The organism is Flavobacterium sp., assembly GCF_043778725.1.
GTDB lineage: Bacteria > Bacteroidota > Bacteroidia > Flavobacteriales > Flavobacteriaceae > Flavobacterium.
On record NZ_JAYWFT010000060.1, the window covers coordinates 23,444 to 47,088 of the forward strand.

25 protein-coding genes are annotated in these 23,645 nt (G+C 30.7%); 10 read left to right on the plus strand and 15 right to left on the minus strand.

Features of this window, described 5'->3' with window-relative positions:
- Window positions 1-2: 2 nt before the first annotated feature.
- The 3 genes from ACH2CG_RS05040 to ACH2CG_RS05050 are packed head-to-tail and all read right to left on the minus strand — an operon-like array spanning window position 3 to window position 1,647.
- Window positions 3-215, minus strand: coding sequence for a DUF4266 domain-containing protein (locus ACH2CG_RS05040; protein ID WP_395062836.1), 213 nt, complete (start codon window positions 213-215; stop codon window positions 3-5).
- Window positions 216-226: 11 nt separating this feature from the next.
- Window positions 227-1,213, minus strand: a complete 987-nt coding sequence (locus ACH2CG_RS05045) for an FAD:protein FMN transferase (protein ID WP_395062838.1) — start codon at window positions 1,211-1,213, stop codon at window positions 227-229.
- Window positions 1,213-1,647, minus strand: coding sequence for a thioredoxin family protein (locus ACH2CG_RS05050; RefSeq protein ID WP_395062840.1), 435 nt, complete (start codon window positions 1,645-1,647; stop codon window positions 1,213-1,215). The genes ACH2CG_RS05045 and ACH2CG_RS05050 overlap by 1 nt, the downstream gene beginning before the upstream one ends.
- Before the next feature lie 175 nt (window positions 1,648-1,822).
- Here ACH2CG_RS05050 and ACH2CG_RS05055 point away from each other — a divergent pair, with 175 nt between their 5' ends.
- Complete coding sequence (locus ACH2CG_RS05055) at window positions 1,823-3,916, plus strand: LTA synthase family protein (RefSeq protein WP_395062842.1); 2,094 nt, start codon at window positions 1,823-1,825, stop codon at window positions 3,914-3,916.
- Between the two features lie 165 nt (window positions 3,917-4,081).
- Here ACH2CG_RS05055 and ACH2CG_RS05060 read toward each other — a convergent pair whose 3' ends face one another.
- Window positions 4,082-6,118, minus strand: coding sequence for a hypothetical protein (locus ACH2CG_RS05060; protein WP_395062844.1), 2,037 nt, complete (start codon window positions 6,116-6,118; stop codon window positions 4,082-4,084).
- 73 nt (window positions 6,119-6,191) lie between these two features.
- The gene (gene fabG / locus ACH2CG_RS05065) at window positions 6,192-6,938 is read right to left on the minus strand and encodes a 3-oxoacyl-[acyl-carrier-protein] reductase (RefSeq protein ID WP_395062846.1); all 747 of its coding nucleotides are present in this window, start codon (window positions 6,936-6,938) and stop codon (window positions 6,192-6,194) included.
- Window positions 6,939-7,165: 227 nt separating this feature from the next.
- Between fabG and ACH2CG_RS05070 the strand changes: the two genes are divergently transcribed.
- The 7 genes from ACH2CG_RS05070 to ACH2CG_RS05100 all read left to right on the plus strand — a co-directional run bounded on the left by ACH2CG_RS05070 (window position 7,166) and on the right by ACH2CG_RS05100 (window position 12,804).
- Window positions 7,166-7,711 (plus strand): RNA polymerase sigma factor, encoded by a 546-nt coding sequence (locus ACH2CG_RS05070; protein WP_395062848.1) that lies wholly within the window; start codon window positions 7,166-7,168, stop codon window positions 7,709-7,711.
- Window positions 7,712-7,734: 23 nt separating this feature from the next.
- Window positions 7,735-8,004, plus strand: a complete 270-nt coding sequence (locus tag ACH2CG_RS05075; RefSeq protein ID WP_395062850.1) for a hypothetical protein — start codon at window positions 7,735-7,737, stop codon at window positions 8,002-8,004.
- 2 nt (window positions 8,005-8,006) lie between these two features.
- Window positions 8,007-8,471 carry a hypothetical protein gene (locus ACH2CG_RS05080; protein WP_395062852.1) on the plus strand — a complete coding sequence of 155 codons (465 nt, stop codon included), beginning with the start codon at window positions 8,007-8,009 and terminating at the stop codon, window positions 8,469-8,471.
- Complete coding sequence (locus tag ACH2CG_RS05085; RefSeq protein WP_395062854.1) at window positions 8,464-9,147, plus strand: MbnP family protein; 684 nt, start codon at window positions 8,464-8,466, stop codon at window positions 9,145-9,147. The genes ACH2CG_RS05080 and ACH2CG_RS05085 overlap by 8 nt, the downstream gene beginning before the upstream one ends.
- Window positions 9,144-10,169 carry a cytochrome-c peroxidase gene (locus tag ACH2CG_RS05090; RefSeq protein WP_395062856.1) on the plus strand — a complete coding sequence of 342 codons (1,026 nt, stop codon included), beginning with the start codon at window positions 9,144-9,146 and terminating at the stop codon, window positions 10,167-10,169. The genes ACH2CG_RS05085 and ACH2CG_RS05090 overlap by 4 nt, the downstream gene beginning before the upstream one ends.
- Window positions 10,170-10,230: 61 nt before the next feature.
- Window positions 10,231-11,583: a YHYH protein gene (locus ACH2CG_RS05095; protein ID WP_395062858.1), complete on the plus strand. Its 1,353-nt coding sequence runs from the start codon at window positions 10,231-10,233 to the stop codon at window positions 11,581-11,583.
- Between the two features lie 39 nt (window positions 11,584-11,622).
- Window positions 11,623-12,804, plus strand: a complete 1,182-nt coding sequence (locus ACH2CG_RS05100) for a cytochrome-c peroxidase (protein WP_395062860.1) — start codon at window positions 11,623-11,625, stop codon at window positions 12,802-12,804.
- A gap of 85 nt (window positions 12,805-12,889) precedes the next feature.
- Here ACH2CG_RS05100 and sucD read toward each other — a convergent pair whose 3' ends face one another.
- From sucD to ACH2CG_RS05140, 8 genes are all read right to left on the minus strand, one after another.
- The gene (sucD, locus tag ACH2CG_RS05105; protein ID WP_395062862.1) at window positions 12,890-13,762 is read right to left on the minus strand and encodes a succinate--CoA ligase subunit alpha; all 873 of its coding nucleotides are present in this window, start codon (window positions 13,760-13,762) and stop codon (window positions 12,890-12,892) included.
- A 117-nt stretch (window positions 13,763-13,879) separates the two neighbouring features.
- On the minus strand, window positions 13,880-14,242 hold the full coding sequence (locus ACH2CG_RS05110; RefSeq protein WP_395062864.1) for a nuclear transport factor 2 family protein: 363 nt from the start codon (window positions 14,240-14,242) through the stop codon (window positions 13,880-13,882).
- Window positions 14,242-15,171: a UDP-3-O-(3-hydroxymyristoyl)glucosamine N-acyltransferase gene (locus ACH2CG_RS05115; RefSeq protein ID WP_395062866.1), complete on the minus strand. Its 930-nt coding sequence runs from the start codon at window positions 15,169-15,171 to the stop codon at window positions 14,242-14,244. The genes ACH2CG_RS05110 and ACH2CG_RS05115 overlap by 1 nt, the downstream gene beginning before the upstream one ends.
- Before the next feature lie 66 nt (window positions 15,172-15,237).
- Window positions 15,238-15,804: an elongation factor P gene (efp, locus tag ACH2CG_RS05120; protein ID WP_395062868.1), complete on the minus strand. Its 567-nt coding sequence runs from the start codon at window positions 15,802-15,804 to the stop codon at window positions 15,238-15,240.
- Window positions 15,805-15,857: 53 nt separating this feature from the next.
- Complete coding sequence (gene lpxA / locus ACH2CG_RS05125; RefSeq protein WP_395062870.1) at window positions 15,858-16,643, minus strand: acyl-ACP--UDP-N-acetylglucosamine O-acyltransferase; 786 nt, start codon at window positions 16,641-16,643, stop codon at window positions 15,858-15,860.
- Window positions 16,644-16,719: 76 nt separating this feature from the next.
- On the minus strand, window positions 16,720-18,108 hold the full coding sequence (locus ACH2CG_RS05130; RefSeq protein WP_395062872.1) for a bifunctional UDP-3-O-[3-hydroxymyristoyl] N-acetylglucosamine deacetylase/3-hydroxyacyl-ACP dehydratase: 1,389 nt from the start codon (window positions 18,106-18,108) through the stop codon (window positions 16,720-16,722).
- Between the two features lie 31 nt (window positions 18,109-18,139).
- Complete coding sequence (gene lpxD / locus ACH2CG_RS05135) at window positions 18,140-19,153, minus strand: UDP-3-O-(3-hydroxymyristoyl)glucosamine N-acyltransferase (protein ID WP_395062874.1); 1,014 nt, start codon at window positions 19,151-19,153, stop codon at window positions 18,140-18,142.
- A 31-nt stretch (window positions 19,154-19,184) separates the two neighbouring features.
- Complete coding sequence (locus ACH2CG_RS05140) at window positions 19,185-20,420, minus strand: HD domain-containing protein (RefSeq protein WP_395062876.1); 1,236 nt, start codon at window positions 20,418-20,420, stop codon at window positions 19,185-19,187.
- A 178-nt stretch (window positions 20,421-20,598) separates the two neighbouring features.
- Here ACH2CG_RS05140 and ACH2CG_RS05145 point away from each other — a divergent pair, with 178 nt between their 5' ends.
- Both ACH2CG_RS05145 and ACH2CG_RS05150 read left to right on the plus strand, forming a co-directional pair.
- Window positions 20,599-21,447 (plus strand): VOC family protein, encoded by an 849-nt coding sequence (locus tag ACH2CG_RS05145; RefSeq protein WP_395062878.1) that lies wholly within the window; start codon window positions 20,599-20,601, stop codon window positions 21,445-21,447.
- On the plus strand, window positions 21,437-21,856 hold the full coding sequence (locus tag ACH2CG_RS05150; protein WP_395062880.1) for an SRPBCC domain-containing protein: 420 nt from the start codon (window positions 21,437-21,439) through the stop codon (window positions 21,854-21,856). Before ACH2CG_RS05145 ends, ACH2CG_RS05150 begins: the two co-directional genes overlap by 11 nt.
- Before the next feature lie 19 nt (window positions 21,857-21,875).
- Here ACH2CG_RS05150 and ACH2CG_RS05155 read toward each other — a convergent pair whose 3' ends face one another.
- Window positions 21,876-22,307 carry a hypothetical protein gene (locus ACH2CG_RS05155; RefSeq protein WP_395062882.1) on the minus strand — a complete coding sequence of 144 codons (432 nt, stop codon included), beginning with the start codon at window positions 22,305-22,307 and terminating at the stop codon, window positions 21,876-21,878.
- A 20-nt stretch (window positions 22,308-22,327) separates the two neighbouring features.
- Window positions 22,328-23,645: DUF885 domain-containing protein (locus ACH2CG_RS05160; protein WP_395062884.1), on the minus strand; the 1,318-nt coding region annotated here is incomplete at its 5' end.

Sequence of the window (23,645 nt, forward strand, 5' to 3'; positions counted from 1 at the left end):
TATTAATTACAACCGCAACCACCACCAGATTTTCCTCCGTTGGCTCCAGCAGCAGCTTCACGATAAACTTGAAAAGCCGTTTCGTAGCGCTCTGGTGTTTTGGCCGATAGTTTCATTTCGGCATCGTTTATCTTTTGTTTTTCATATTCTTTTACCGAATTACATGATTGTAAACCGATTGCTACTATAGAAAGTAGCGTTATTTTCTTTATCATTTTGTTCAATTTTATGATTTATATTTTTCTACATCAATTCCTTTAGAAGTATGAATTTTTCCCTTATCATCAACAATAATGCATTCTATTCCTTTTAATTGGTTTACTAAATCCAAACCAACATCTACACCAAGTACAAAAATTCCTGTTGCAAGCGCATCTGCAATTTCTGTTTGTTTTGCAAAAACAGAAACACTTACCACACCAGTTGCTGGATAACCTGTCCTAGGATCAATTATATGTGAGTATCGTATTCCATTGAAAATAACAAATTTTTCATAACTCCCAGAAGTTTCAACGGCACTATTTTCTAGCGGAAAAGTTGCAAATACTTTGTTTTTGTTCATAGGATTTATAATGCCTACAGTCCAAAGTTTTCCATCTATTTGTCTTCCCCAAGTATTGATATCGCCAGAAACATTTACAATTCCAGAGGTACAACCTTTACTTTGTAATAAGGCTTTAACTTTATCGGCAATATAACCTTGACCAATTCCGCCAAGACCTAATTTCATTCCATCCAATTTTAGGAAAATAGTTTTTTCTTTTTCATTTAAAATAATGTTTTGATAACCAATTTTTTCAACCGATTTTTTTATAGCTTCTGGAGTTGGCATTTTTTTCATGCTTCCATCAAATTTCCAAATCTTATCCATCGATGCATATGAAATATCGAAAGCGCCGTTGGTTAACTTTGAAATTTTTATAGAACGTTCTACCAATTCAAAAACTTCATCCGAAACTTTAACTGGTTTTAATCCTGCATTTCTATTGACTTCTGATATTTGTGTCGTTGGAATCCAATCTGAAATTAAATTTTCAATTCGTTTTACTTCGCTAATTGCCATATCTATATATGCATTTGCTTCAATCGTATTTTTAGCAACAACCGTCATTTCAAACGGACTTCCAAGCATGGACAACTTTCTCTTGTGAACAATTTGTCCAAAAGAAAAATATGTTAAAAACAAAAGAATTAGTATAAAAGACTTTTTCACTATTTAAGTAAGGCATTAATTATTTTTACATATTCTTCAGCAGAAACATTTTTAAAACCAGTCATTCCAATCACTCTGCCAGTATTGTCTAGAAGTACTACAAGCGGAAAATTACCCGATTTATTATATTTCTCAGCCAATCTGTTATTACTTGCTGTAAGTTCTGGTGATAAAACATTTCCTTTTTTCTTCGGAAAATCAGCTTTTACCAATACCCATTTTTTTTCAGATTCTGTTTTAAAGATTTCTGATTTCCAAACGATTTTATCAAGTTTCATGCATGGTCCACACCAATCAGAACCCGAAAAAACCAATAAAATATTCTTTCCCTCTTTAGCTGCTTGAGCTTTAGCTTCTTCAATGTCAGATTTCCATTCTTGTGAAAAACCTAACGTAGTGATTAGTAGCGCAATTATAAATGTTATTTTTTTCATAGATTGTAATTATGGTCGTTTTAGGTAATTTATTTATGTAAATTTATACTATATAATTAAACGAAATATGAACCATTATATTTTTAAGCTAAAATTAATTTAAAAATAACTCTCAACTTAAATTCTAAAAGTTATTTTTACAAGAACAAACTCAACCCTAAATTACACCTTAATTATGCAATTATTTAGTAAACAATCGCCATTTTACAATCTTGCAATTTTTTATTTATTTGTAAGTATTATTACTAGAATAGTATTGCTTTTTCATCCAATAACACAAACTAGCTTTACTTTTTTTGATAGTATTAAAATATTTTTTTTAGGCTTAATTTCAGATGCCTTTGTATTTGTTGTAGCAAGTGCTTTATTATGGATTTATCTACTTTTTTTATCAAATTCAAAGTTTAATAAACCATGGGGTTACATTATATTTGGTTTTTTTATAGCACTTTTACTTTATGTTCTATCAGGAAAATCAATTCTGCATGAATATGGCGGTTCGTTACCAGAAATTGGTATTAGCTTTATTGCTCTAAAAACAATTTTATTTGGATTAATGTTATTTTTGCCAAAATACAGAAGCAAAATTAGATTCGCTTTGTACTCACTAACCCTATTTATTTTTGTTTTAATAATTATTCAAAATGGAATTAGTGAGTACTTTTTCTGGAATGAATTTGGTGTTAGATATAACTTTATTGCAGTTGATTATTTGGTTTATACCAATACCGTAATTGGTAATATTATGGAATCCTATCCTGTAGTTCCGCTTTTTATTGGTGTTGGTATTTTGGCATTAATATTCACTATTTTAATTGTAAAGAAATCTAAAAATTATCTTGATGAACTCCCAAATTTCTTGGATAAAATTAAAAATTTTGGTGTTTATATTGTACTTTTTTTAATTTCAATAATTGCAATTCCTAATTTGGCTAAACTTCAAAATTCTAGTAATGTTTTTACTAATGAATTACAGTCTAACGGATTGTATAAATTTTATTTGGCGTTTATGAATAGTGAATTAGACTATAATAAATTCTATAAAACCTTGCCAGAGAATGAAGCTTTTGCTTTACTAAAAAATCAAATCCCTACTATTTCTAGAGAATCTACTTCAAGAGATATTAAAAGTAATACGATAGAAAATCATAAAAATGTGGTTTTAATTACAATAGAGAGCTACAGTGCAGAGTTCTTAAAAACCTATGGAAACGATCAAGGAATAACACCTTTTATTGATTCATTGGCAACTAAAAGTTTACTGTTTTCTAATTTATATGCAGTAGGAAATAGAACTGTTCGCGGACTAGAAGCAGTGACTTTGTGCTTTCCTCCTACTGCTGGTGAAAGTATTGTGAAGCGTGTTGACAATAAAAACAAATTTTCAACTGGAAGTATTTTCAAAAAAAGAGGTTATGCAGTAAAATATCTTTACGGTGGCGATGCTTTTTTTGATAATATGGAAGATTTTTTCGCAGGAAATGGATATGATATTGTAGATAAAAAAACACTTAAACCTGAAGAAATTACATTTTCTAATGTTTGGGGTGTTTGTGATGAAGACATGGCAAATAAAGCAATAAAAGTAATGAATGAAGAGTCTAAAACTGGAAAACCTTTTTTTAATCATTGGATGACGGTGAGTAATCATAGACCTTTTACATATCCTGATGGAAAAATTGATATTTCTGGTTCGGCCAAGTCTCGTGAAGGTGGCGTTAAATATACCGATTATGCATTAGGGAAATTCTTTGCAATGGCTAAAAAGCAATCGTGGTTTAAAAACACCATTTTTGTTATTGTAGCAGATCATTGTGCATCAAGCTCGGGCAAGACTGAGCTTCCGGTAGATAAATATAGAATTCCGGCAATGATATATGCACCAGGATTTATTGAACCTAAGCGATATACTAATTTAATGTCGCAAATTGATCTTATGCCAACGCTATTTGGTTTGCTGAATTTTAATTATCAAAGTAAATTTTATGGTCAAGATGTCTTAAAATCAGATTATAAACCTAGAGCTTTAATTGCAACTTATCAAGATTTAGGATTAATAAAAGATAATGTTTTAACAATAATTTCACCTGTTAGAAAAGCCAAACAGTTTCAATTAACACTGCAACCTAAAGGAGGTTTAAATACAGATTTTCAATTGTTTTATGAGCAAAAACCTTTAGCTAAAGAGCGATTAGATTTGATAAACGAAACCATTTCTTATTATCAAACAGCTTCCTATTTATTAAAGAAAAAGAAATATCAAAAATAATTTTTATAATTTGATTACAAAAAGAAAACTCCATGAATTAATCCTTTAAAAAGATATTGTCATGGAGTTTATTAGTTAAAGTCTAACTTAACTTTTACAAATGTAGCACTTAAAAAATTGAACCTATATACGTAGTTTTACGTGTTTTTTTTACTTTATTTTAAATTACAAAAGCCCATTATATTTTCTTATAAACCATTCTGCCGCTAGTAAAATTGCAATTAAAATTAGTAACCAAATCCAATCTATAAAAGGTGTTTTTGTAACTATGCTTTTTTGAATTGATTTATAATCGGGGTTATCTAACAATGATTTTATTAAAACATCAACTTGATTGGGAACAAAAGTTGTACCTTTTGTTTGTAAAGCTAATTGCTTCATTTTGGACAAATCAGGATTTACAAATTGTTTTTCAATATCAAAATCTAAAATTTCAAATGTACTTGAATAGGATGCATTAGAATTTAATTCCTTTACTATAAACGAATAATTTCCTGGTAATAGTCCATCTAAATTTACTTTAAAACTGTTGGTTGTTTTTAATAAATCATATCGTTTAGTTTGCTTGGTTTTATTGTTTGTAACAGCAATTGTTAAACGTGCCTTTTCATCAAATTCGTAGTTTTTATTAAAATATTGTGCCGTAATTTCAAGTGCATCACCAGAATTGTAGAAGCGTTCGTGATTTACAATTAATGATTTTTTAGAATCATTAGAAGCTAAAAACTGTATGGTTTTGTCAATAAAAACGTCAAACTCTTCAAATGATTTTTTGTCAATAAAACTTTGAGCACGCCATTTCCAAATGTTTTCGCCAAGTAAATATGCATTTCTTTTTCCTAAATTATCAGAAAAAGCTAGTAAAGGTTGGTTCGTTGCAACAGCTCTAATTCTAGATGAAAGTAATACCGAAATAGCATTGTTGGCTGTAATTGTACCATAAAGATTTTCTAAAGGCGGAAAATTTTCAAATCCAATATTTTCTGTAGCAAATGAATTAAAATTATTCTCAAAATTAGCTAAGTAATCTTCCTTTTGAGATGACATTTTAAAATTTAAATCGTTTTGTTGTTGATTTAAAAAAGTAAAATCTGTTGTATTTCCTGTAATAATAAAAGTATTAATCTTTAAATTTTTATTAGACTCGAAAACTTGTTTAAAAGCAGTTGTTGGTTGATATAAAATTAAAACATTATAATTATTTAATAAATTGATTTGATTGGGTTTAAGTAAAGTTACTTTACGTTGCGCATTAGTTTCAATGGCTCTTTTTAAGGCACCCAAATCGGGATGATTAATCGCCGAAATAATAGCAATTTCCGATTTTTGATCTATAATTTCTACTGCAAATTTCTTAGAATTATTGTAGGTGTTTTTCTCAGATTGTGAGGAGGATAACTGCGCATTAAAAACTTGTAATCCGGTTTTATCTGCTGGCAATAATGCTGTTAAAACTTGGGATTTAGTAGATGTAGAAAAAGTAACTGCTTGTTTAAAAAGAACATTGTTTCCTTGTGCAATAGAAAAATTTGCGGTAATAGTTTTGTTACCGGCATAGTTTAAAAATATTTCAACAGGAAATTTGTTTTTGTGAAACGCATACTTATTTACATTAATTTGATTTATTTTTAGATCTAAATAAGTTGTTGTATCGCCTACAACTACTGGATAAATTTTATTGTTGGCATCAAAGCTAAATACATAATCTGAACCCGATGTTTGGTTTCCATCTGAAACTAAAATAGTAGGAAATTTTAGGTTTTTATTAATACTTTTAATATTCAAGGCAACTTGATCAATATTGGTTTGATTTCCTTTAAAATTTAAATCTTTTTCACTTTCTAAAGGTTGAAAATCAGAATCAAATTTGTAGGATTGAATTTCATATTTTGCAGCCAAATCTGAATTAGCAATTAACTTTTCATATACTTCTTTCGCGTCAACATTGGCTTTTAAGTCGGTCATTGAACTAGAATTATCAATAACTATAGGCAATGGCGTTTTTATAGTTTCGAAAGTATTTCTTGAAACTATAGGATTTATAAGTAGTAAAAGCAAAAAGAAAATTGATAAAAAGCGTAAAACTGCTACAAACTTAATAATTTTAGACTTATTATTTACTTTATAAAAATATTGAAAATACGACAAACAACCAGCTATTATAACTGAAAGTAATACAAGAACTATAGTGGAATTAGTCATTTATTTAAAGATTTCAGTTGCAGTCTCAGTTTACAATAATCTGCCTATTGAAAACTGAGACTGTTTACTTTTTTTAGGTAAGCATTCCTCCACACACATTAAGTACTTGTCCCGACACATAAGCACTCATATCTGAGGCGAAGAAAAGACAGGCATTTGCAACATCTTCTGGAGTTCCGCCACGTCTTAAAGGAATAGAATCTCTCCAACCCTGAACTACATCTTCATTTAATTTGGCCGTCATTTCTGTTTCAATAAATCCAGGAGCAATAGCATTACAACGAATATTTCTTGAACCTAGTTCTAGTGCAACAGATTTTGTAAAACCAATCATTCCAGCTTTAGAAGCGGCATAATTAGCTTGTCCTGCATTACCTTTCACTCCTACTACACTACTCATATTTACTATTGATCCTTTACGATTTTTAAGCATGATTTTTTGAACCGCTTTTGTCATATTAAAAACCGATTTCAAATTTATTTCTATCACTTTATCAAAATCTTCTTCACTCATTCTCATTAATAAATTATCTTTTGTGATGCCAGCATTATTAATTAAAATATCAATATTTCCAAACTCTGCCATTACATCATCAGCAAGTTTTTGAGCTTCATTAAAATCGGCAGCGTTAGATTTATATCCTTTAGCTTTAATTCCTAAAGCGTTCAATTCGTTTTCTAAAACTAATGCAGACTCGGCAGACGAACTGTATGTAAAAGCCACATTTGCACCATGTTGAGCAAATACTTTGGCAATTCCGCTTCCTATTCCTCTACTTGCACCAGTTATAATAGCTACTTTTCCTTCAAGTAATTTCATATGTGTTAAATTTATTTGTTAGTAGTTTTACATAGAGTATCGATTTTTACTTATTTGTGTTTATTAAAAAAAACAATTTGTAAGTAAAGATGTTCTATATAAAAAGTTTGTGTTATGTTTGATTTTTAAAAGCCAAATATAGCACTATTTTAATATTCAAAAAAAAATTAGAGCATAGTTTAAACCTTTTTTAATAGTATTAGTCAAATAAAAACCAACCAGACTTAATGATTTCCAATTCAGATAATTTTCAAAGCATTTATAATCAGTACAAAGTATTGGTTTATAATGTGGCGCTTAATTATTTGCAAAATGTTGAAGATGCAGAAGAAATTACTCAAGATGTTTTTGTTCAAGTACACAACTCAATAGATTCTTTTAATCAAAAATCATCTTTAAAAACTTGGATTTATCGAATAACAATTAATAAAAGTTTGGATTTAATAAAACATAAAAACAGTGCCAAACGCTTTTTTATATTTGGACAAAAATCGAATAACGAACATGAATTGAACAATATTTCTACTTTTGAACATCCTGGAATTGTTTTAGAAAATAAAGAAAATGCAGCAATTTTATTTAAAATTATTAATGAATTGAAAGAAAATCAAAAAACTGCTTTTATCCTTTCAAAACTTGACGGATTGAGTAATCCTGAAATTGCTGAGATTATGAATGTTAGTATTTCATCTGTAGAATCATTGATTTTTAGAGCAAAAGTTACTTTGAAAGAAAAATTAAGTGCAAATCTTGAATTATACCACAAGAAATAAATACAATTATCGTCTAACTAATTATGGAAAGAGAAGATTTTATAAATCAAATTTTAAGCAGCGTTGATGGAATTACAAAAGTAAATCCAAGCGATAATCTTTATCATGGTATTGAACAACGCATTACTAATGAAACTAAAATCTCATCTAGAACGTTGTGGCTTGTTGCGGCATCAATTGTAGTTTTAATTTCTTTAAATATTTTATTGTTGAATGATAAATTTAAACCAATTCAATCTGAAATGGCTAGTTTAGAACGTTCTATCAATAAAAGCAATCAATTATACAAATGATTATGAATAAAACAAAACTCCTAAGCTTTGCTGTATTAGCTTTGCTTTTATTAAACTTTGGAATTCTTGGATTTTTATTTTTTTCTAAAGATAAAGAAGGTTTTAACGGAAGAAAAATGCCGAGAGAAATAGTAATTGATAAACTTCACTTTGATAAAAATCAGACAGTTACTTACGGCAAAATGATATCAAAGCATCAAGAAACAATAAGAAATATTGATGATTCTATTAGAACTACCCGAAATCAATTATATAAATTGTTAAATGCTGAAACTATAGATTCTTCTAAAAGAGATAGTTTGTATGAGAAATTTGCAGGTTTTCAAAAGCAAATTGAAACTACACATTTCAATCATTTTTTAGAAATAAAAAGCATTTGCAAAGAAGCGCAATTAGATGAATATAAAGATCTAACACAAGAATTGAGTACAATATTTAACAACCGAAGAAAACCAAGAAATGAATAAAAAATTGCAATTTATATTTTTATTTATTCTTTTCACTGCTTCTATTTTTGCTCAAAAAAGTAATGATTCTTTATTTTTTGGAATTAATTTTAAATGGAAATTGCAACCTTTAGAACTCAATCAAAATTATAGTTCTAATAAAGATACGTTGCAGATAAACGTATTAAAATTTTATATTTCGGGAATTGAAATCAATTATGCAGATGGAACTTTTTTTAAAGAAAAAAATAGTTATCATTTAATTGATATTGAAAATTTCAAATCTTTTTCAATATCTAAATCCCAAAGAAAACCAATTTCTAAACTAAGTTTTAATATAGGAATTGATAGTACAGCATGTGTTTCTGGTGCATTATCTGGCGATTTAGATTTGCAAAAAGGAATGTATTGGGCATGGCAAAGCGGTTATATAAATATGAAAATTGAAGGAAAAAGCAACAGTTGTAAAACGAGAAAAAATGCTTTTCAATTTCATATTGGCGGTTATTTAACCCCAAATTATGCCATGAGAAAAATCAAAATCAATAGTAATAGCAAAAAACAAATTGATTTAGTAATGGATTTATCAAAACTATTTGAAGAAATAAATTTATCCGAAACAAATTCAATTATGATTCCTGGAAAAGATGCTATGAGAATAGCTGATTTATCTGTTAAATTATTTTCGGAAGAATGAAGAAAATTAGGTTAGTAGTGATTTTTGGAATTTTATTTTTTTCTATTTTAGGATTTACTAATTTGGGCTTCACACCAATTTATTTTGAAATTCCAACAGGATTTCCCAAACCAGTATATGATTTTAAAGCAAATCCTTTAACCAAAGAAGGTTTTGAATTGGGTAGAAAATTGTTCTATGATCCAGTTGTATCTAAAGATTCGACTATTTCATGTGCTAATTGCCATTTACAACAAACAGGTTTTACACATGTTGATCACGATTTAAGCCACGGAATTAATGGGAAAATTGGAATTCGAAATTCATTAACCCTACAAAATCTGGCTTGGAGTAAATCATTTATGTGGGATGGTGGCGTAAATCATCTTGATGTTCAGGCAATTGCTCCCATTACAAGTGAAGTAGAAATGAATGAAACACTTGAAAATGTTGTAGAGAAACTTAATAAAAACCAAGACTACAAAAAATTATTTCTAAAAGCTTTTGGTTCACCAAATATTACTGGACAACTTACTTTAAAAGCCATTTCACAATTTGTAGTTTCACTAACAACCTCCAATTCTAAATACGATAAAGTGATTAGAAAAGAAGAACAATTCACAGAAATAGAAGAAAAAGGATATGAATTATTTAAACAAAACTGTGCTTCATGCCACACAGAGCCGTTGTTTACAAATTATGCCTTTAAAAATAATGGATTGCCTTTAGATAAAACCCTAAATGATTTAGGGCGAATGAAAATTACACAAAACCCAAAAGATTCGTTGAAGTTTAAAGTTCCAACGCTTCGAAATGTTGAGTTTACATTTCCTTACATGCACGATGGAAGATTTAAAAATTTAACTGATGTTTTAAAACATTATAATTTAGGAATTCAAAAAAGCAAAACATTATCTGAAGAGTTACAAAAACCAATGAATTTATCAGATAATCAACGAATAGAAATAATTTCCTTCTTGAAAACATTGACCGATAAAACGTTTTTATTTAATCCAAAATATGGATTTCCTAAAAATAAATAATATAGTACCGCAAGAATAGAGCTATTGTCTCGTCTAAACCAAAAAACTAAAACTATTTTCTATGAAAAAACTACTTTCTATTTTATTATTAACATCCTTTTTTGCTCATTCACAGACCAATCCTGCAATTACAAAATGGCTTCAAAATACAACAATAACAGGTAATTACTATATGTCAGGTAATTCGACAGCAATTTCAAACGGAATTTTAGTTAATTGTCAACAAGTAAGATATTCTGCAACAAGTGTTTATGTAAATGCTACCGGAATGCCAGCTTATAAAGTTGGACCGTATTTAGATAATAATCCAAATCAAGCTGGAAATCAAAATGCAATTTTTAAACTTCCATTAAACCCAACACCAAATACAGGAACGGCAACAGCAACTACTGGAGGAAATATTGGTATTTTTATTAATGGCGTTGCTATGTTTGATTTTAGAGATGGTGTTGCTTGGAGTTCAACTACAAATGCACCTTGTGGTGGACCAGGAAATACTGCTTGTACAGGAACTCCATCTTGGTATAGAGATGCAATTGTTGCAGAACGACCAGGATTTGATTGTTCTAAAGGACATCCTGCAGGAACAAATTATCATCATCATCAAAATCCGAGTGCATTTGACATGGATTTAGTAGTACTTTCCAATGTATGTAATTTATACGATGCCGATGGTTTGTATACAATAAATACAACTCAACATTCACCATTAATTGGATTTGCTTATGATGGTTTTCCAGTATATGGTGCTTATGGATATGCCAATGCAGATGGAACTGGAGGAATTGCCAGAATAAAATCGGGATATCAATTAAGAAATATTACAGTTAGAACACATTGGGCAGATGGAACAGATGTTGGCGATGGTCCAGCAGTAAGCACTACTTATCCGCTAGGTTATTATAGAGAAGATTATGAATGGATTTCTCATGCTGGTGATGCAGGTTATTTGGATGTTCACAATGGAAGATTTTGTATTACTCCTGAATATCCAAATGGAATATATTGCTATTTTGCAACCGTAGATGCTAATCATAATTCGGCTTATCCTTATTTAATTGGACCAACTTACTACGGAAATAAAACTGGTGCAAAAGTAACAACTGTAACCGAAACTACTTCAACTTATACTCCATCACTAGGATTGGTAAATTCTTATCTTGAAAATACAGAAATTAAAATTATTCCCAATCCTGCATCAGATATAGTTGCAATTCAAATAGATGGATTGGTAGTAAATAATTTAAAAATTGATTTGTATGATATTTTAGGTAAATTAGTAAAATCTACCGAAATTAATAAAGGACAATCTATTGCCTATTTTGATGTTCAAGATGTTTATAATGGAACTTATTTTATTAAAATTTCAGACGGAATTAATAGTGTTTCTAAAACTATAATTATAAGTAAATAAACTTAAACGGTTTAAAAAAAATTAAGACAATAACAAAATATGATAAATAAAATTCTATACCTATTTGCAATTGCATGCCTTACATCTTGTGGAAGTAGTGATTCTGACTATCAAGTAGTTGTGTCCTACCCAAGTATAACTGCAAATTTTGGAAATTCAATAGACTTAAATAATTTAGCCAATTATGCTAATCAAGACATTCCAACATATATCGTTAAGGATAATTCTACTGGAAATCCTATAACTAATAAAGGTGCAACTTTAGGAAGGGTTTTGTTTTATGATAAAAAATTATCTTCTAACAATTCCATTTCTTGTTCAAGTTGTCATCAACAAGCCAATGCATTTAGTGATACCGCGGTTTCAAGTATAGGAATTAATGGTACTACAGGAAGACATGCAATGCGATTAATAAATTCAAGATTTTCTGTAGAAAGTAAGTTTTTTTGGGATGAAAGAGCGGCATCATTAGAGTTGCAAACTACGCAACCTATTAGAAATCATGGTGAAATGGGATATAGTGGTACTAACGGAGATTTATCATTTAATGATTTAATTACCAAACTTAATGGTGTTGACTATTATAAAGAATTTTTTAAATATGTATATGGAAATGAAGAAATTACAGAAAGTAAAATTCAATCTGCATTGGCACAATTTATAAGAAGTATTCAATCTTTCGATTCTAAATATGACGCAGGTAGAATACTAGCTGCTAATGATGGACAACCATTTTCTAATTTTACTGCTCAAGAAAATAACGGAAAAACTTTGTTTTTAATGCCTCCCACATTTGATGCTACCGGAAATAGAACTGGAGGCGGATTGGGATGTGCCGCTTGTCATGCACCACCAGAATTTGATATTGATCCAAATACCAAAAATAATGGAATTATTGGAACAATTGGAAGCAATGTTATTGATATTACAAATACTCGTGCTCCTTCACTTCGCGATTTAGTAAAACTTGACGGAACTACTAACGGACCAATGATGCATACCGGTGTTATTACAACACTACAAACAGTTATTGGTCATTATGGCACGATAAATAGCGCACCAGGAAATACTAATCTAGATCCAAGATTAACACCAAATGGGTTTGGACAACATCTAAATTTGACTGCTACAGAAGTAAATGCGGTTATTTCATTTCTTAAAACTATGTCTGGTACAAATGTTTATGTAAATAGCAAATGGTCTAATCCGTTTAGTAATTAATTTATAGTCCTGTATTTGCATAAAAAATGCCCCAAAAAGTTTCTAACTTTTTGGGGCATTTTTATATATAAATAAGTTTTGAAAACTATCCCAACACTTCTTTTACTTTTTTACCAATTTCAGCTGGAGAATCTACAACGTGAATTCCACATTCTCTCATAATTCGTTTTTTAGCTTCTGCTGTATCGTCTGCACCACCTACAATTGCACCTGCATGACCCATTGTACGACCTTTAGGAGCAGTTTCTCCTGCAATAAAACCAATAACTGGCTTGCGGTTTCCATCAGCTTTAATCCATTTTGCAGCATCAGCTTCTAGTTGACCACCAATTTCACCAATCATAACAATACAATTAGTTTCTGGATCATTCATCAATAATTCAACAGCTTCTTTTGTTGTTGTTCCAATGATTGGATCGCCACCAATTCCGATAGCAGTTGTAATTCCTAATCCTTGTTTTACAACTTGGTCTGCAGCTTCATAAGTTAATGTTCCCGATTTAGAAACAATTCCAACAGTACCTTTCTTGAAAACAAAACCTGGCATAATACCAACTTTAGCTTCTCCTGGAGTTATTACACCTGGACAGTTTGGACCAATTAATCTACATTCTCTATCTTTAATGTAAGCATACGCCTTTATCATATCTGCAACAGGAATTCCTTCTGTGATACAAATAATAACTTTAATTCCTGCATCTGCGGCTTCCATAATTGCGTCTGCAGCAAAAGCTGGTGGAACAAAAATAATTGTTGTATCGGCACTTGCTTGTTCTACAGCATCTTTTACTGTATTAAAAACTGGACGATCTAAATGGGTCGAACCACCTTTTCCAGGAGTTACACCACCTACAACATTTGTTCCGTATTCAATCATTTGAGAAGCATGGAAAGTTCCTTCGCTACCTGTAAATCCTTGAACTATAATTTTTGAATCTTTATTTACTAAAACGCTCATGATATATTTTTTATGTAGTTTTATTGTTTGTTGTGCAAAAGTATAAAATAGTAATTAGTAATTGGTAATTAGTAATTAGTTTTTTAACAAAAATTTGCTAAATTTATATGTATAGTTTTATGAAAACTGGCTCATTTGATATCCGCGATACAGTTTTCCATCTTTTATTTCCCAGATAACAAAGAAATGAGCCAAAAGCATTTCTTCTCTTGGATTTTCAATTGTTTTTACAAAATGCGAATAGCGAACAGAAACCATATTTCCTTCTTCAATAACATGTGTAATTCGCATTTTAGACCGAACATAAGCTTTACTTAGCTCTTCTGTCAAATTTAAAACATCATGATAATTAAGCAAAACAAATCCCTTGGTGCTGTTCCATTCAATAACTAAATCGGTGTGTAAAAACTCTTGAACTTCATTTTTTCGCAAAATCACATCCGATTTATAGAAATCTAGCACTAATTCTTTTGGTGTCATTACTTGTTGTTTTTTATTAGTTCTGGAATACGTTTTATATAGGCCAGTTGTTTTAGTTTCTCTCTAGATTCTTCTATTGGTGTGCCAAAATAAGATTTTCCGCCTTCAATAGATTTAGTTACTCCTGTTTGACCCAAAACTACCGCTTTAGCTCCTATGGTTATGCCACTTGTAGTTCCGACTTGACCCCAAAGCGTTACTTCGTCTTCAATAATTACACAGCCTGCAATGCCAGTTTGTGCAGCAATTAAACATTTTTTTCCTATAATAGTATCGTGTCCTACGTGAACTTGATTGTCAATTTTTGTGCCTTCACCAATTGTTGTATCACCTGTAACGCCTTTATCAATAGTACAAAGTGCACCAATACCAACATTATTTTCTATAACAACTCGACCTCCAGAAAGCAATTGATCGTAACCTTCAGGACGTTTTTTATAATAAAACGCATCGGCTCCAAGAATGCTTCCAGCTTGAATAATTACATCATTACCAACAATACAATTGTCATATATTGAGACATTTGAATAAATAATACAATTTGTACCAATAGTTACATTGTGTCCAATAAAGCAATTGGGCTGAATAACTGTTCCTAATCCAATAGTAGCAGATTCTGAAATTGAAACACTAGCAAATTGAAATGGTCTAAAATGTTTTGTCAATGTATTAAAATCTCTAAAGGGATCATCAGAAATTAGTAATGCTTTTCCTTGAGGACATGCTACTTCTTTATTTATTAAAACAATTGTTGCAGCAGATTGTAGTGCTTTGTCATAGTATTTTGGATTATCTACAAAAACAATATCACCTTTGGTTACAACATGAATTTCGTTCATTCCCAAAACTGGAAAATCATCGCTACCAATATATTGGCAACCGATGATTTCTGCAATTTCTTTTAAAGTATGTGTTTTAGAAAACTTCATTTTTATAGTATTTATTCCAGCGAAGTATTAAGAGTCACAATAAGTAACTAGAAATAAGACTTTTAACTATTCTTTTACACGCTCCATGTATGAACCAGAAGCAGTATCTATTTTAATTTTATCACCTTCATTAATAAACAAAGGTACATTTACTGAAGCTCCAGTTTCAACTTTAGCAGATTTAGTTGCGTTGGTTGCTGTATTACCTTTTACTCCTGGCTCTGCATAAGTAACCTCCAATACAACGGAAGCTGGCATATCTACTGATAATGGTAATTCAGTTTCTGCATTGATGATTACTTTTACAGTTGTTCCTTCTTTCAATAAATCTGGAGCATCTAAAATGGCTTTATTTAATTGAATTTGTTCATAATTTTCAACATGCATAAAATTATACAAATCACCTTCAGCATATAAGTATTGATATTCATGTGTTTCAACACGAACTTCATCAATTTTATGTCCTGCAGAAAAGGTATTGTCTAAAACCTTACCATTAGTTAAACTTCTCAGTTTAGTTCTAACAAAGGCTGGTCCTTTTCCTGGTTTTACATGAAGGAATTCGATAATTTTATATATATCATGATTAAATTTTATGCATAATCCGTTTCTAATATCTGATGTAGATGCCATTTTTTATTATTTTTTATTTATTTTCTTAGTTCTATTTTCTATATTTTTTTCTTCTAATATCCTCCAGAATATCCTTTCATGATTCCTCTAGAAGAATTTCTTATGAAATCTAATATTTCGTCGCGTTCTGGAGAAGCAGCCATTTCGGCTTCAATTATTCCAACTGCTTGTGAAGTATTGTAATTTTTTTGGTATAAAATTCTATAAATGTCTTGAATTTCTCTAATTTTATCAGATGTAAAACCTCTTCTTCTTAGTCCAACTGAATTTATACCTACATAAGATAAAGGTTCTTTTGCTGCTTTGGTATAGGGCGGAACGTCTTTACGAACTAGCGATCCTCCCGAAATCATGGCATGATCGCCAACATGAATAAATTGATGCAAGGCAGCTAATCCTCCAATTATTGCATAATTACCAACAATTACATGACCGGCAAGAGCAACTCCATTTACAATAATTGCATTATCACCAATGTGGCAATCGTGAGCAATGTGTGCAGTCGCCATGATAAGGCAATTTTTTCCAATCTTTGTTTGACCAGAAGCTATAGTACCTCTATTTATTGTAACACATTCTCTTACAGTAGTATTATCGCCTATTATTGCAAGTGAATCTTCACCTCCAAATTTTAAATCTTGTGGTACAGCAGCAATAACTGCTCCTGGAAAAATGCTACAATTTTTACCTATTCGAGCACCTTCCATGATGGTTACATTGGATCCTATCCAAGTTCCTTCACCTATTTCAACATTATTATGTATTGTTGTAAAAGGTTCAATAACTACATTTTTTGCAATTTTTGCGCCTGGATGAACGTATGCTAATGGTTGATTCATATATCTTTTTGTTTATGGTTTGTGGTTTGTTGCTTATGGTTTTTCAACTATAAGCTATAAACTATAAACTTTTAAATTATTGTTTTTTAGCTATTTGAGCCATCAGTTCAGCTTCGGCAACTAAACGTCCGTTAGCATAAGCATTGGCTTGCATGTGACATATTCCACGACGTATTGGTGTAATAAGTTCACATTTGAATATTAAAGTATCTCCAGGAAGCACTTTTTGCTTAAATTTAACATTATCTATTTTCATAAAATATGTTAAATAATTTTCTGGATCGGGAACTGTACTTAGTACTAAAATTCCACCAGATTGTGCCATTGCTTCTACTATTAAAACTCCAGGCATTACTGGTGCATCTGGAAAATGTCCTACAAAGAAATTTTCATTCATTGTTACATTTTTCATACCTACAACATGCTTATCACTCATTTCTATAATTCTGTCAATTAATAAAAATGGTGGTCTGTGTGGTAAAATACTCATAATTTTATGAATATCCATTAAAGGTTCTAAATTTAAATTATAAACTGGAACCTGATTTTTTTGCTCAATTTTAATCATTTTAGACATTTTCTTAGCAAACTGTGTGTTTACATAATGTCCGGGTTTATTAGCAATTACTTTTCCTTTAATTCTAATTCCTATTAAAGCCAAATCGCCAATTACATCAAGTAATTTATGACGAGCCGCTTCATTAGGATAATGTAAAGTAAGGTTGTCTAAAATTCCATTTTCTTTTACTGAAATGTGTTCTTTACCAAATGCTTTTTTTAAATTTTCCATTGTTGATGCCGATATTTCTTTATCAACATATACAATTGCATTATTTAAATCGCCTCCTTTTATTAAGCCTTCATCCAATAATGTTTCTAATTCATGCAAAAAACTAAAAGTTCTAGCATCGGCAATTTCTGTTTTAAAATCGCTAATGTTCTTTAAAGTAGCATTTTGAGTACCCAATACTTTAGTACCAAAATCTACCATGGCAGTAACTTGATAATCATCTGCTGGCATAACAATTATTTCGCTTCCAGTAGTTTCATCAACAAATGAAATTACTTCTTTTACTACATAATAATTTCTTATGGCATCTTGCTCTTCAACTCCAACTTTTTCTATTGCTTCTACAAAAAACTTAGATGAACCATCCATAATTGGTGGTTCAGATTCGTTCAATTCTATAATAACATTATCAACGTCAAGTCCGACAAAAGCAGCTAAAACATGTTCTGAAGTTTGAATTTTAACTCCTAGTTTTTCTAAATTTGTACCACGTTGTGTATTTACAACATAATTGGCATCAGCTTCAATGATAGGACATCCTTCTAGATCAACTCTTACAAAAGTAAATCCGTTGTTTATTGGCGCTGGTTTAAAAGTCATTTTAACTTCTTTACCAGTATGTAATCCTACTCCTGTTAGTGATATTTCACTTTTGATGGTTTTTTGCTTAACCATAATAATAATTCAATTTAATATGTTTTCTAATCTATTTTTTCTTTAAATCTTCTATATCGGATACTATTTTAGGTAAATTTCTAAAATGAACATACGACTTTGTAAAATCTCCATAGTTAAAAGCTGGAGTTCCTTGAACGGTTTCACCATCGGCAATGCTTTTTCCGATTCCAGATTGCGCCTGAATTCGCACTCCATTTCCAATAACAATATGTCCTACAATACCTACTTGACCACCAATTAAACAGTTTTTACCAATTTTAGTAGAGCCAGCAATTCCAGTTTGAGATGCAATAACAGTATTCTCTCCTATTTCAACATTATGAGCAATTTGAATTTGATTATCAAGCTTTACTCCTTTTCTAATAATTGTTGAACCTAGTGTGGCTCTATCAATGGTTGTACAAGCACCAACTTCTACATTATCTTCTAATATAACATTTCCTATTTGTGGAATTTTACTGTAAGTACCATCTTCTAATGGTGCAAAACCAAATCCATCGGAACCAATTATTGAACCCGAATGAATGACACAATTGGCACCAATTTCGGTTTCTGAATAAATTCTAACGCCTGCAAAGAACACACAATTATCACCAATAACAACATTATCGCCAATAAAAGTGTTAGGATAAATTTTTACATTATTCCCAATAGTAACATTTTTACCTACATAACAAAAACTTCCTAAATACAAATTCTCGCCATAGGTAACGTTTTCTGAAATTACAGAAGGTTGTTCTATTCCAGATTTCATCAATTTTACTTGGTTGTAATATTCTAAAAGTTTAGAAAATGACTGATATGCATCTTCAACCTTAATTAAAGTAGTAGTTATAGGTTGTTCTGCCTCGAAAGAAGTATTAACTATTGTAATTGTTGCTTGTGTAGAATAGATATAATTTTGATACTTTGGATTGGATAGAAAAGTAAGCGAACCCTCAGTTCCTTCTTCAATTTTAGCCAATTTATGTACCTCCGCATTAGGATTACCTATTACTTCGCCATCTAGTATACCTGCAATTTGTTCTGCTGTGAATTTCATCCCTACAAAAATATAAAATTTAATTGAAATGTTATGATTCTAATAACACTTTTGGAAAACACATAAAATACTTGATTACTGCTTTAGATAATGCTCTTACCTGCAACTGATCTGACGAATCTACTAAATTTTCAATTGTTTGATCTTTTTTCAATATACTTATTGGTTCGGTTTCTTTATTATATGCCTGATTTTTTAACTTTCCTTTAAAGACAAAATAAGTTGCATCTCTCTCAGAAATGTTATACAATTTAGCCAATTTTATTTTTAAATCACTTATTTTTTCAACTTCTGCCTTTTCATCGAGCATTACTATTTTTAATAAATCTCTGTTGATTATCATTTTACTTAGGGAACTCAATACAAAATCATCATTAAATTGCCATGATTTTATTGCGCTCATAACATCATAATCGTCTAATAACGCAAAAGTTTTTAATACCGAATTATCAAATTCATCTACAGTAATTTTATGCTGCAAGAAAAAAGACAACGGCTCACTACAATTTAATTGTGTTCCTCTGTGAGTTAATTCTTTGGCACGTTTCAATATTTTGGTCAAAATAAGTTCGGCAACAACTGATGTTTTGTGTAAATAAGCCTGCCAATACATAAGCCTGCGAGCTACTAAAAACTTTTCTACAGAGTAAATGCCTTTTTCTTCAATTACCAATACATCGTCTTGAACGTTCATCATCTGTATCAATCGATCGCTGTTGATGTTTCCTTCTGCAACACCACTGTAATAACTATCACGCTTCAAGTAATCCATTCTATCCATATCTAATTGACTAGAAATCAATTGTAACATGAACTTTCTATGGTATTCGCCTCTAAATATTTGAATTGCCAAACTCAACTCTCCGTCAAATTCGACATTTAGTGCATTCATAAAAAACAACGAAATTTCTTCATGATGTACATCTTCTACAATACTATGTTCCATGGCATGCGAAAACGGACCATGACCAATATCATGCAACAAAATAGCAATATAAAGTGCCGTTTCCTCTTTGTCGGATAATGCTACTCCTTTAAATCTAAGCGTTTGTACTGCTTTTTGCATAATATGCATACAACCCAAAGCATGTTGAAAACGTGTATGATTTGCGCCTGGATAAACTAAATAGGACATTCCCATTTGAGAAATACGTCGCAAACGCTGAAAATAAGGATGCTGAATTAAATCGTAAATTAATGAATTAGGAATGGTTATAAAGCCATATATAGGATCGTTAAATATCTTGAGTTTATTAGTAGTAATCACAAATAAATTATTTTATTTTCACAAATGTAAGGTAAATGTTAAAAACAAAAAACTATTTTTTTCCGAGTTGTATTTTAAGTCGAAAATTTATATAAATTTACTAAATTTGATTAATCAATTTATAGTTTTGACACACTATAAACGTTTAAAAATAAACTGAATTTAATTTTTAAAAACTATGCAAAAAATAACACCTTTTCTATGGTATGATGGAAAAGCTGAAGAAGCTGCTCTTTTTTATACTTCTATTTTTAAGAATTCCTGTTTAGAAAATGTCAATCCAATGATGACTAATTTTCAATTGAACGGATTGCATTTTTCGGCTTTAAATGGCGGATCGTTATATAAATTCTCTAATGCTATTTCTTTATTTGTAACCTGCAATAGCAAAGAAGAAATTGATTATTTATGGGAAAAATTTTCCGAAAGTGGTACTGTTGTAATGAATCTTGGTTCTTATCCTTGGAACGAAAAATACGGCTGGATTAAGGATAAATATGGTTTATCATGGCAACTATTTTTGGGAGATAAAGAGCAAGAGATTACACCTTCATTACTTTTTGTAAACCAACAATTTGGTAATGCCGAAGCAGCTATAAACCTTTATACATCAATATTTGATGGGTCTAAAATTATAAGTCTGTCAAAATACGGTGACACAACTCCCGAATATAAAAACAATATTATACAAGCCGAATTCAAACTAGAAAATCAAACATTCAAGGCAATGGAAAGTCACGCCAATCACGATTTTCAATTTAACGAAGCGTTCTCTTTTGTAATAAATTGCGAAGATCAAAAAGAAGTAGATTTTTACTGGGATAAACTAACGCAAGATGGCGGAAAAGAAAGCCAATGTGCTTGGTTAAAAGATAAGTTTGGTGTTTCTTGGCAAGTAGTCCCGAAGCTTTTGATAACATTATTAAATGATAAAGATCGTGAAAAATCAAACCGAGTTATGAATGCTATGCTGCAAATGAAAAAAATTAATTGTCAAAAACTACAAGACGCATACGATGGAAAATAAAACGAAAATTACAGTAGAATGCATTGTTAACAGCACAATAGAAAAAGTTTGGAATTACTGGACAACTCCCAACCATATTGAACAATGGAACAATGCTTCACCCGATTGGCATACTCCAAAAGCAATAAACGATTTAAAAGTTGGCAGAAATTACATCTTTACAATGGCAGCGAAAGACGGCAGCATGAGTTTCGATTTAGAAGGAACGTACACCGATATTTCTATACATAAATCAATAAAATCTATCCTTGCCGATGGACGAACGGTTTCGGTAGATTTTATAACTCTTGGTGAAAATGTTGAAGTTGTAGAAACCTTCGAAGCAGAATTTGAAAACCCAATAGATTTGCAACGTCAAGGTTGGCAGAATATTTTAGATAATTTTAAAAAATATGTAGAAAATAATTAACTCCTTTTACCAGCTAATTTTATTTTACTCTTTTAAAAGTCACTGTATTTTCTTTAGTAAATTTAGTTGGCCTAACGTTTTCTAAATCTCCTCCAGCAATACTTAGCGTATTATTGTCTATAATTTTAACCAACATCAGCATCTTCTTAGTTTCAACTTTTTGCTTTTTAATGGTTATAATAAGGTCTAATTTTATGGGATTAGCATTTTTATCAACAGCATATTTCATCGAACCTTTTGTTCCATTTATATCAAATTCCTTTCCTCCCATTTTCTCGGCATCCTTAAACATAAAAGCATATCCATCGGCTTCAAAAATAAATCCAGAATTCTTTTCGGTCTTATCCTCACTTTTCCATTTCCCAACAAAGTTAAAATCTGCTGAGTTATCTCTAAAAGTAAAAGAGCAAAAAAGCGTTGCTACTAGAACTAAAACTAAATATTTTTTCATGATTTTTAATTTATTTTTTATTAGTTATCCAACATCAATTCTTTAATATATTTTACTGGAGCGCTACCATAACTTAAGAATTTTTCGTGAAATTTCTTTAAGTCAAATTTATCGCCATCTTTCTTTTTTAGTGTTTCTCTAAAATCATAAATCTCGGTATAACCTGTAAAGTAAGAACACAATTGAACTTGAGATAAAGTAACACGTTTCCATTTGCCATCGGCTTCGGCTTGTTGCTGAAAAGCTTCTTTTGTTAGCAAACTAATAGCATCTTCTTTACTCATGTTTTTGGTGTGAACGCTATAATCTAAAAGGGTATTGCAAGTTGTTCTTAAATTCCATTTGTAATACATCAACCACATTTCGTCAGAGTTTTTGTAACCGCTTTCCAGCATCATTCGTTCGCTATAAACTGCCCAACCTTCTACCATTGCTCCGTTTCCTAAAATAGATTTGATAATACTTGGCGATTGATTGCTATAAACCAATTGCGTATAATGTCCGGGAACAGCTTCGTGAATGTTCAAAATTTGCAAAATATAATCGTTGTATTCTCTCAAATAACTTTCAGATCGAGCAGCATCCCAACCCGACATACTTCCTAAATTGTAATAGGTATTGGCATTTTTATCATAAGGTCCAGGCGACGAAATAGAAGCTCCAGCAACACCAGCCATGTAATCGGGCTCTTTTCTAACTACTAACGGTTTAGAAGGGTCAATATAAAGTAAGTTTTTCGCTTTTACATAAGCCGTAAGTTCTGGAATTTGCTTTTCTATTTCCGATTGGAATTTCTCTGGCGTTGTATGTTGCAACGATATTTTATCAATAACTTGACGAATTACAGCCAATTTATCAGATGGTTTTGCTGCTGAACCAAGATATTTCGTCCAAAATTTATTGGCTAAAACAAACATCTTTTCGTGCAATTCTTTCTTGTGTGCCAATGCTTTTTGATAAATTTCATCGGCTGAGTAACTTGACTGAATGTCAAAATCAAATTTCTTAGCATACAATTCTTTTCCTAATCTAAAGGATCTCGGCGTTTTGTTGTCCAATTTTTGCAACCAAGCAACATAACTTTTAATGGCTTCAACCGATTTTTGTGCTTTGTTTAAAATAGTCGTTTTTTCGGTTTCTGATAATTTGCTTTTTTCTAAAGAAGCTTTCAAATCGGATTCAAATACTGAAATTCCACCCAAATTTTGATCTATTGCCAATTGCGTATGCTCAACCGTTGGATTTTTAATATTCTTTTTTGCTGCTTCATAAAATGCTGGAATGTTGTTCATTTTACTCCCAAAATTCTTCAATCTAATTTCTAATGTGTCATAACTT

What these genes read in the sequence shown, in the direction of transcription:
- ACH2CG_RS05055 (WP_395062842.1), top strand. Translation starts at nt 1,823, where the DNA reads ATGCAATTATTTAGTAAACAATCGCCATTTTACAATCTTGCAATTTTT.
- ACH2CG_RS05095 (WP_395062858.1), top strand. Translation starts at nt 10,231, where the DNA reads ATGAAAAAACTACTTTCTATTTTATTATTAACATCCTTTTTTGCTCAT.
- ACH2CG_RS05130 (WP_395062872.1), bottom strand. Translation starts at nt 18,108, where the DNA reads ATGGTTAAGCAAAAAACCATCAAAAGTGAAATATCACTAACAGGAGTA.
- ACH2CG_RS05080 (WP_395062852.1), top strand. Translation starts at nt 8,007, where the DNA reads ATGAATAAAACAAAACTCCTAAGCTTTGCTGTATTAGCTTTGCTTTTA.
- ACH2CG_RS05100 (WP_395062860.1), top strand. Translation starts at nt 11,623, where the DNA reads ATGATAAATAAAATTCTATACCTATTTGCAATTGCATGCCTTACATCT.
- ACH2CG_RS05070 (WP_395062848.1), top strand. Translation starts at nt 7,166, where the DNA reads ATGATTTCCAATTCAGATAATTTTCAAAGCATTTATAATCAGTACAAA.
- ACH2CG_RS05155 (WP_395062882.1), bottom strand. Translation starts at nt 22,307, where the DNA reads ATGAAAAAATATTTAGTTTTAGTTCTAGTAGCAACGCTTTTTTGCTCT.
- ACH2CG_RS05145 (WP_395062878.1), top strand. Translation starts at nt 20,599, where the DNA reads ATGCAAAAAATAACACCTTTTCTATGGTATGATGGAAAAGCTGAAGAA.
- lpxD (WP_395062874.1), bottom strand. Translation starts at nt 19,153, where the DNA reads ATGAAATTCACAGCAGAACAAATTGCAGGTATACTAGATGGCGAAGTA.
- lpxA (WP_395062870.1), bottom strand. Translation starts at nt 16,643, where the DNA reads ATGAATCAACCATTAGCATACGTTCATCCAGGCGCAAAAATTGCAAAA.
- ACH2CG_RS05090 (WP_395062856.1), top strand. Translation starts at nt 9,144, where the DNA reads ATGAAGAAAATTAGGTTAGTAGTGATTTTTGGAATTTTATTTTTTTCT.
- ACH2CG_RS05150 (WP_395062880.1), top strand. Translation starts at nt 21,437, where the DNA reads ATGGAAAATAAAACGAAAATTACAGTAGAATGCATTGTTAACAGCACA.
- fabG (WP_395062846.1), bottom strand. Translation starts at nt 6,938, where the DNA reads ATGAAATTACTTGAAGGAAAAGTAGCTATTATAACTGGTGCAAGTAGA.
- ACH2CG_RS05040 (WP_395062836.1), bottom strand. Translation starts at nt 215, where the DNA reads ATGATAAAGAAAATAACGCTACTTTCTATAGTAGCAATCGGTTTACAA.
- sucD (WP_395062862.1), bottom strand. Translation starts at nt 13,762, where the DNA reads ATGAGCGTTTTAGTAAATAAAGATTCAAAAATTATAGTTCAAGGATTT.
- ACH2CG_RS05085 (WP_395062854.1), top strand. Translation starts at nt 8,464, where the DNA reads ATGAATAAAAAATTGCAATTTATATTTTTATTTATTCTTTTCACTGCT.
- ACH2CG_RS05115 (WP_395062866.1), bottom strand. Translation starts at nt 15,171, where the DNA reads ATGAAGTTTTCTAAAACACATACTTTAAAAGAAATTGCAGAAATCATC.
- ACH2CG_RS05110 (WP_395062864.1), bottom strand. Translation starts at nt 14,242, where the DNA reads ATGACACCAAAAGAATTAGTGCTAGATTTCTATAAATCGGATGTGATT.
- efp (WP_395062868.1), bottom strand. Translation starts at nt 15,804, where the DNA reads ATGGCATCTACATCAGATATTAGAAACGGATTATGCATAAAATTTAAT.
- ACH2CG_RS05050 (WP_395062840.1), bottom strand. Translation starts at nt 1,647, where the DNA reads ATGAAAAAAATAACATTTATAATTGCGCTACTAATCACTACGTTAGGT.
- ACH2CG_RS05075 (WP_395062850.1), top strand. Translation starts at nt 7,735, where the DNA reads ATGGAAAGAGAAGATTTTATAAATCAAATTTTAAGCAGCGTTGATGGA.
- ACH2CG_RS05060 (WP_395062844.1), bottom strand. Translation starts at nt 6,118, where the DNA reads ATGACTAATTCCACTATAGTTCTTGTATTACTTTCAGTTATAATAGCT.